This is a genomic window from Rhodococcus sp. (in: high G+C Gram-positive bacteria), assembly GCF_049591685.1.
Taxonomy (GTDB): Bacteria; Actinomycetota; Actinomycetes; order Mycobacteriales; family Mycobacteriaceae; genus Rhodococcoides.
In genome coordinates, this window is sequence record NZ_JBAWFH010000292.1 from 1 (window position 1) to 8885 (window position 8885).

The window sequence follows — 8885 nt, forward strand, 5'->3', positions numbered from 1 at the left end:
GGTCGGAATCCCTCGTGGCGTTGGCTATGCGTCGTTCGCTGGATTTGATGGTCGGTCTCTACGGTGTGGTCAAGGCCGGGGCCGGATATGTTCCGATCGACCCGGACCAGCCCGAAGATCGAGTGAAGTACATTCTCGACGTCTCGGGCGCGGCGCTGGCACTGACCACCTCGCGTGACGGATTCACCGGGGCCGAGGTCTCCGTGGTGCACGTCGACGACAGCTCGCACTCGTCGTTCTCCGATGCATCGGTGACCGACGGCGACCGAATCGGTGTGTTGCGTCCGGAGAATGCCGCATACGTGCTCTTCACCTCAGGGTCCACCGGACGGCCGAAGGGTGTGACGATCAGCCACGGGGCGATCGTCAACCGGTTGGTGTGGATGCAGGAGCAGTACGGTCTGCGACCCGACGACGTGGTGGTGCAGAAGACGCCGGTCACGTTCGACGTATCGGTGTGGGAGCTGTTCTGGCCCATGCAGATCGGTGCGCGGTTGGTCGTGGCCAAGCCCGACGGGCATCGCGATCCGGTGTACCTGGCGGAGCTCATCCGTACCGAGGGCGTCACGACGGCACACTTCGTGCCGTCGATGCTCGCGGTGTTCGCTGCGGAACCCACGGCAACACAGGCGGATTCGTTGCGATGGATCTTCGCGTCGGGTGAGGCGCTGCCGGTGCAGACCGCTCGGGCCACGCAGGGTGCACTGCCGACTGCCCGGTTGATCAACCTCTACGGCCCGACCGAGGCCGCCGTCGACGTGACGTATCACGAGTACGACGACGCCCACGACACTGTTGCAGTGCCCATCGGTCGTCCGGTGTTCAACACCCGGGTACACGTGTTGGACGGCCGGTTGCGTCCGGTGCCGGTCGGAATGGTGGGCGAGCTGTATCTCGCGGGCTTGCAGTTGGCTCGCGGCTATCACAGCCGGCCCGACCTGACGGCGGATCGTTTCGTGGCCGACCCGTTCGATACCGGCTCCGGTCGCCTGTACCGCACCGGCGACCTCGTCCGCTGGACCATGTCCGGAGAGCTCGAGTACATCGGGCGTTCGGACTTCCAGGTCAAGCTGCGTGGCCTGCGCATCGAACTCGGCGAGATCGAGTCCGCTCTCGCGACCGACGATTCCGTTTCGCAGGCGGTCGTGCTGGTCGTTCGCGATCAGCTGGTGGCCTACGTGGTGCCCGTCGCCGGACAGTCGGTCGACGTGGACGAACTGCTGCGGTCCACCGGATCGGTGGTTCCCGAGTACATGGTGCCCGCGATGGTGATCGTGTTGGACGCGCTGCCACTAGGTCCGTCGGGCAAGCTGGATCGAAAGGCTCTGCCCGAGCCGGCATTCGAATCCGATGCGCAATTCCGTGATGCGGAGACCGACGTGGAACAGGTACTCGGCGACGTGTTTGCCGACGTGCTCGGACTCGAGCGAGTCGGAATCGACGATTCCTTCTTCGCTCTGGGCGGTGACAGCATCGTCTCCATCCAGCTCGTTGCGCGAGCGCGGGCTCGTGGCGTCATCATCACCCCGCGCGACGTGTTCGAACAGAAGACCGTTGCCCGCTTGGCGGCGGTGTCGACGACCGAGGATGCGCTCGTTCCCGAGTCCGTTCTCGACGAGCTCCCGGGCGGCGGCGTGGGACGGATGCCGCTGATGCCGTTCGCGCAGTCGATGATCGAACGCGTGATGATCGAACGAGGCGGGTCGTTCGACCGGTTCGTCCAGACGGTCACCCTCGAACTGCCGGTCGGCATCGACCGCAAGGGCATCGTGGCCACCATCGAGGCGGTCGTCGATCGTCACGACGGACTCCGCGCGCGACTCGTGCACGATGAGCAGGGGTGGGGTCTCGAGATTTCCGAGCCCGGCACCGTGGACGTCGTGTCGATGGTCGACCGAGTCGAGGTCGCCGCGTCCTCCGAACCGGGCGGCGTTCTCGCGTCGGCGAGTGCCGCTGTCGACGCGTCGATGGCACGACTGGATCCACGCGCAGGCCAGGTTCTCCGTTTCGTCTGGGTCGACCTGGGGCCGACCCGCTCCGGCAGACTCGTCGTCGTGGCTCACCACCTCGTCGTGGACGGGGTCTCCTGGCGAATCCTGGTGCCGGACTTCGTTTCCGCATGGGCTCAGATCGCGCTGGGCAACAGCCCGGTGCTTCCCGAGGTCGGTACATCCGAGCGCCGCTGGGCACACGCATTGGCAGAGCAAGCACAGTCCGAGCACCGCCTCGCCGAGCTGGACCTGTGGCGCGATATCGCTGCGACAGAGGACCCCGTGCTCGGCACCCGGCCGTTCGACCCCGCACTCGACGTCTCCTCGACGGTCGACCGCCTTTCGGTCGTCGTGCCGTCGAACGTCACCCACGCGCTGCTGACCTCGGTGCCCGAGGCGTTCCGCGGCGGAGTGAACGATGGTCTGCTCGCAGCCCTCGCAGTCGCCGTCGGTCGCTTCCGAGCCTCGCGCGGCATCGACGCGCCCGCAACACTGATTCAGCTCGAAGGCCACGGTAGAGAAGAAGAACTCGTCGCCGGTGCCGATCTGTCGCGCACCGTCGGCTGGTTCACCAGTGTCTTCCCCGTGCGCCTCGATCTGACCGGCATCGACACTGCCGCGAGCGACGCGCTCGGCGCGGTCGTCAAGGCGGTGAAAGAACAGTTGCTGGCCATCCCGGACAGGGGCATGGGATACGGCATGCTGCGATATCTCAACCGCGACACCGCAACCGAGCTCTCGCAGCTCTCAACCGGCCAGATCAGCTTCAACTATCTTGGCCGCGAAACCATCGGCGAACTACCGGAGGGCATCGACGGCTGGTTGCCCGCGTCCGACTTCGACGAGCTGAACGTCGTCGGCGATGCGGACATGCCCGCGAACAAGACGGTCGACATCAACGCCATCGTGCGCGGCTCAGGCGAGCGGTCGGAGCTGGCGGCAACGTTCGCATTCCCGCGCGGTGCAATCGATGCCGCTGCGGTGCGCGAACTCGCAGATTTGTGGGTCTCGGCACTGTCCGAACTCGCCGAGCATGTACGAATCGGGTCCGCCGGCGGCTTGACGCCGTCAGACCTCCCTCTCGTCGCCCTGACGCAGAGCGACATCGACCTCGTCGAGGCCGAATACCCGGCTGTTCGGGACATCTGGTCGCTCGCACCGCTTCAATCGGGTCTGCTGTTCCACGCAATGCTGGCCGGATCGTCACTCGACGTCTACACGATGCAGATGGTGCTCACGCTCGAGGGCATGGTGGACGCACCTCGTCTGCGTGCCGCAGCGCAGTCGCTCCTCGACCGCTACGACAACCTGCGAACGGCCTTCGTGTCCACGGCCGACGGGTCGTCGGTGCAGGTGGTCACCGACGGTGTCGAGGTGCCGTGGACCGAGCACGACCTGTCTCATCTCGAAGGGGACGAGCGAACAGCTGCCTACGAGGCACTGCGCGTACAGGAGCAGGCGGCGCAGTTCGACGTTGCCTCACCACCTCTCGTGCGGTTCACCCTCGTCACACTGGCGGAGGGGGAGTACCGACTCCTGTTCGCCAACCACCACATCCTCGTGGACGGCTGGTCGATGCCGCTGTTGATGCGTGACCTGCTGTTCCTGTACGCAGCGCACGGCGATGCGGCATCACTGCCCAGGATTTCCTCGTACCGCGCTTTCCTGACCTGGATCGCGCGTCAGGATCGCGTCGAGTCCGCCCGTGTCTGGGCGCGGGCCCTCGAAGACGCACCGGAACCGACGATCCTGGCTCCCGCGTCGGCCGGTCGCGAGATCACCTCGCGTTCGGGCGCCGTGGACACGACGCTCTCGGCAGAACTTTCGGCGTCGCTGTCGGCGCTGGGCGCACGTCTCGGCGTCACCGTCAACACACTGGTGCAGGCTGCCTGGGGAATCCTCCTGGCGGCATCCACGGGCCGTGACGACGTCGTCTTCGGCGCCACCGTCTCCGGTCGGCCCGCCGAACTGCCGGGCGTCGAGTCGATGGTCGGGTTGTTCATCAATACGTTGCCCGTCCGTGTCCGCCTCGACCCTGCCGAGTCGCTCGAAGCCATGCTCACTCGGCTGCAGGGCGAGCAAGCCGATCTGCTGGCGCACCACTACCTCGGCCTGACAGAGATTCAGCGGGCGGCAGGCGTCGGCAATCTGTTCGACACGTTGACGGTGTTCGAGTCGTACCCCGTCGACGAGGCAGGTCTGGCAGCGCAAGCGTCCGACATCGACGGCATGGCCGTGACCGGCGTCGAATCGAACGACAGCACTCACTACCCACTCACGTTGCTGATCGTGGCGAACGATCGAATTCGCTTGACGCTGAAGTACTTCGAGGACTTGTTCGGCGCGGACGAGGCGTCTGCCGTAATCGGTAGGGTCGAACGGATCCTGCACGCCGTCGCGAGCGATCCGGCCCGACCCGTCGGCGAGATCGATCTACTCGACGAAGTCGAACGCACCATGCTGGAAACAGGCCGAAACGCAACCGATCACGATGTTGCCGAAGGCCTGTTGCTGGACGCGTTCGACGAACAGGTGACGCGGACTCCCGACGCGACTGCCCTGGTGTTCGAGGGCGACACAGTCACGTACCGCGACTTCTCCACCCGGGTGAACCGGCTGGCACGGCAGCTCGTCGAACGAGGTGTGGGTGCCGATACCGCCGTCGCCGTGGGCATGCGGCGATCGGTCGACCTGTTGGTCGGCATCTACGCCGTCCTGCGGGCCGGCGGCGCGTACGTGCCACTGGATCCGGAACAACCCGCGGAGCGCACCGGTTACATTCTCGACACGTCGGGTGCGGTGCTCGTCCTGACCACGGCTCGTGACGAACTCGTGGTGGGTACGTCGGTCCCGACGGTGTTCGTCGACGACGCGGCGCTGAACGAGCTGTCGGGTGAACCGTTGACCGCCGCGCAGCGCGGTACGACGCGGCCGGACAACGCCGCCTACGTGCTGTTCACGTCGGGGTCGACCGGTCGGCCCAAGGGTGTGAGCATCAGCCACCGGGCGATCGTCAACCGGCTCGAGTGGATGCAGCACGAGTACGAGCTGCGCGCTGCCGATGTCGTCGTGCAGAAGACGCCGGTGACGTTCGACGTGTCGGTGTGGGAGTTGTTCTGGCCACTGCGTGTCGGAGCAACGATGGTCATCGCGCGCCCGGACGGGCATCGCGATCCCGCCTATCTGGCACGGCTGTTCGACACCGAGTCCGTGTCGGTGGCGCACTTCGTGCCGTCCATGCTGTCGGTGTTCACCGCCGAGCCGTCCGCCGTTTCGGCGACCACTCTGCGGTGGGTGTTCGCGTCCGGTGAGGCGTTGCCGTCCACTACCGCGGCACACCTCGTCAGGCTGCTGCCGTCGGCCTCCGTCGTCAACCTGTACGGACCGACGGAAGCCGCCGTCGACGTGACCTACCACCGGTATTCCGAGGCCGATGTGTCCGGCGTGCCGATCGGCCGACCGGTGCACAACACGCGGGTCTACGTGTTGGACAACGCACTTCGCCTCGCTCCGACCGGCGCCGAGGGGGAGCTCTACCTCGGTGGCGTGCAACTGGCGCGCGGCTACAGCTCGCGTCCGGATCTGACGGCGGACCGTTTCGTGGCGAACCCGTTCGGACCCGGCAGGCTCTATCGCACCGGCGATGTGGTCCGGTGGAACGACGCGGGCGAACTCGAATACGTGGGTCGCTCCGACTTCCAGGTCAAGCTGCGTGGACAGCGCATCGAACTGGGTGAGATCGAAAATGCACTGCTCGCCTCCGACGCGGTCTCCCAGGCCGTGGTGGCCGTTCGCGACGACCGTCTGGTCGCGTGGGTCGTCGCCTCGGGCGGTGCCTCGGTCGAAGCGGTCGGTCGCGCTGCAGGCGAGCGGCTCCCCGCGTTCATGGTTCCGTCGGCGTTTGTCCTCTTGGACGCGCTTCCGCTGACCAGCTCGGGCAAGTTGGACCGAAAAGCGCTGCCGGAGCCCGAGTTCGAGGCCGCGCCGTTCCGTGCGCCGGGAACGCCGATCGAACAGATCGTCGCCGACGTCTTCGCGAGCGTCCTCGATCTCGAGGCCGCGGGCGTCGACCGAGTCGGCTTGGACGACGATTTCTTCGCACTCGGCGGTAACTCGCTGATCGCGACGCAGGTGTCGTCGCGACTGAGTGCCGCGCTCGACGCCCAGGTTCCCGTCAGGGCACTCTTCGACGCGTCGACGGTCGGCGAACTCGCCCGACGCGTGGAGGATCACGTCGGCGCCGGCGGCCGAGCTGCACTCGCCGCCCGGCCGCGGCCGGAGCTCGTTCCGCTCTCGCTTGCGCAGCAGCGGATGTGGTTCCTCAACCGATTCGACACCGAGTCGGCGGTCAACAACATCCCGGTGGCCATCAGGCTCCTCGGCGAGCTCGACGCGGACGCGCTTCGGGCCGCGGTCAGCGACCTGGTCGGTCGCCACGAGACGATGCGCACGGTGTACCCGGAGATCGACGGTGTGGGTCATCAGGTGATACTCGATCCGGCGGAGGTGCCGATCGCGTTGGAGGCCACGCCGGTGAGCTCCGACGACGTCGTGAACACCGTCGTCGAGATCGTGTCCGGTGGATTCGACGTCACCGAAGAAGTACCGGTCCGGGGGCGGCTGCTCGCGGTGAACGACACGGACCACGTGCTCGTGTTCGTGGTGCATCACATCGCCGCCGACGGGTTCTCCATGGGGCCGTTGACGACGGACGTGATGACCTCGTATGCCGCTCGCGCCGCGGGCGACGCGCCTACGTGGCAGCCCCTCGACGTTCAGTACGCGGACTACACGCTGTGGCAGCGGGAAGTGCTCGGCAGCGAAGACGATCCGACTTCGCAGGCGGCGAAGCAGGTCGCCTACTGGACCGACCAATTGGCAGGGCTGGCCGATCAGATAGAGCTTCCCTTCGATCACGTGCGCCCGGCTGTGGCAAGTTACCGTGGCCGTACACAGCAGTTCACGGTGCCGCCGGAGCTGCGCGATCGACTTGAAGTGCTTGCGCGCGAGCAGAACACGACCCTGTTCATGGTTGTGCACGCCGCCCTGGCTGTGCTGATGGCTCGCCTCTCGGCCACGGACGACGTCGCAATCGGAACCCCGATCGCGGGGCGCGGCGACGCTCGCCTCGACAACCTGATCGGGATGTTCGTCAACACGCTTGTGCTGCGGACATCGGTGTCCCCATCGGCAAGTTTCACCGAGCTGCTCGCCCACGCCAGGGAAGTCGATCTGCAGGCGTTCGGCCACGCGGATGTCCCGTTCGAGCGACTCGTGGAGATTCTCGACCCGCAGCGCTCCCAGGCGCGTCATCCACTGGTACAGGTGGTTCTGGCGTTCCAGAACCTCGGCCGCACCGCACTCGAGCTCCCCGGACTGTCCGTCGAGGCGCTTGAGTTCGATGCGGAGATCGCCAAGTTCGACGTGCAGTTCACCTTCGAGGATGCAGATGAGGGTGGTCTGACCTGCTACGTCAGCTACGCCACCGATCTGTTCGAGGCGTCGACGGTGGAGAAGATGGGGGAGCAGTTCCTCGCGGTTCTCTCGGGCGCGAGCGAGGATTCGTCGACGGCGGTCGGAGACATCGACATCGTCGGCGGTGTGGTCCGCGATCGGGTGTTGTCGCAGTGGAGTTCGTCGGGACCTGATGTGCATGTCGGTGGCGGCACGCTGGTCGATCGTTTCGATGCCGCGGTCGCTGCGCATCCGCGCGGTGTTGCGGTGCGTTTCGAGGGTGTTTCTCTGACGTACGCCGAACTCGACGCCCGCGTCAACGTTCTGGCGCGGCGCTTGATCGCTGTGGGTGCACGGCCGGATTCGTTGGTGGCGGTTGCGCTTCCGCGTTCGGTGGACTTGGTCGTCGCGTTGCTCGCGGTGGTGAAGTCGGGTGCGGGGTATCTGCCGGTGGACCCGTCGTATCCGCGTGAACGCGTGGAGTTCATGGTGGCCGACGCTGCACCGGTGGCTGCGGTGACGACAGCAGAGGTCTTGGCCGGCGACTCCATGGCGAGCATTCGCGACGCTGGTGTGTCGGTGGTCGATGTCGGGTCCGATAATTCGGGTGTGTCGTCGTCTCGGGTGAGCGATGCGGACCGGGTTTCTCCGTTGCGCAGCGACAACCTCGCCTACGTCATTTACACCTCGGGTTCGACCGGTAGGCCCAAGGGTGTGCAGATTCCCCATCACACCGTGCTGCGGTTGATGGACAACACCGATGTCTCGTTCGGGTTCGGCGAGACCGACGTGTGGACGATGTTCCACTCGTATGCTTTCGACTTCTCGGTATGGGAGCTGTGGGGACCGCTGCTGTACGGCGGAACGCTGGTGATGGTGGATTACTTCACGTCGCGGTCGCCGGAGGCGTTCCGTGAACTCCTCGTCACCGAGGGTGTGACGGTGCTCAATCAGACGCCGTCGGCGTTCTATCAGCTCGCGGAGTTGGATCGGGTGCAGCCCGCGGATGCGGGGGAGCTGGCGCTGAGGTATGTGGTGTTCGGTGGTGAGGCGCTCGAGCCTCGTCGCCTCGCCGGTTGGTTCGAGCGACACGGTGGCGGTTCGGCCGCTGCGTCGGGTGGGCGGTCGGGTCCGCTGTTGGTGAACATGTACGGCATCACCGAGACCACCGTGCACGTTTCCTTCCGCGCTCTGTCGGCTGATGCGATCGGGTCGGCGTCGGTGATCGGTGCCCCTATTTCCGGACTCGGGGTCTATGTTCTGGATTCGAGGTTGGCGCCCGTTCCGGTGGGTGTGGCAGGTGAGCTGTATGTCTCGGGCGGTCAGCTGGCGCGTGGATATCTCGGCCGCGCCGATCTGTCGGCGGTTCGGTTCGTGGCGAATCCGTTCGGTGCGGGGAGGCTTTATCGCACCGGCGACGTCGCTCGCTGGGTCGAAAGC

Annotated in this window: 1 protein-coding gene; it reads left to right on the top strand. The window is 66.1% G+C overall.

Annotated features, from left to right (window positions below):
• Positions 1-8885 (top strand): amino acid adenylation domain-containing protein (locus tag WBQ44_RS12150; RefSeq protein ID WP_495566939.1); only part of this gene is annotated, 8885 nt, incomplete at both ends.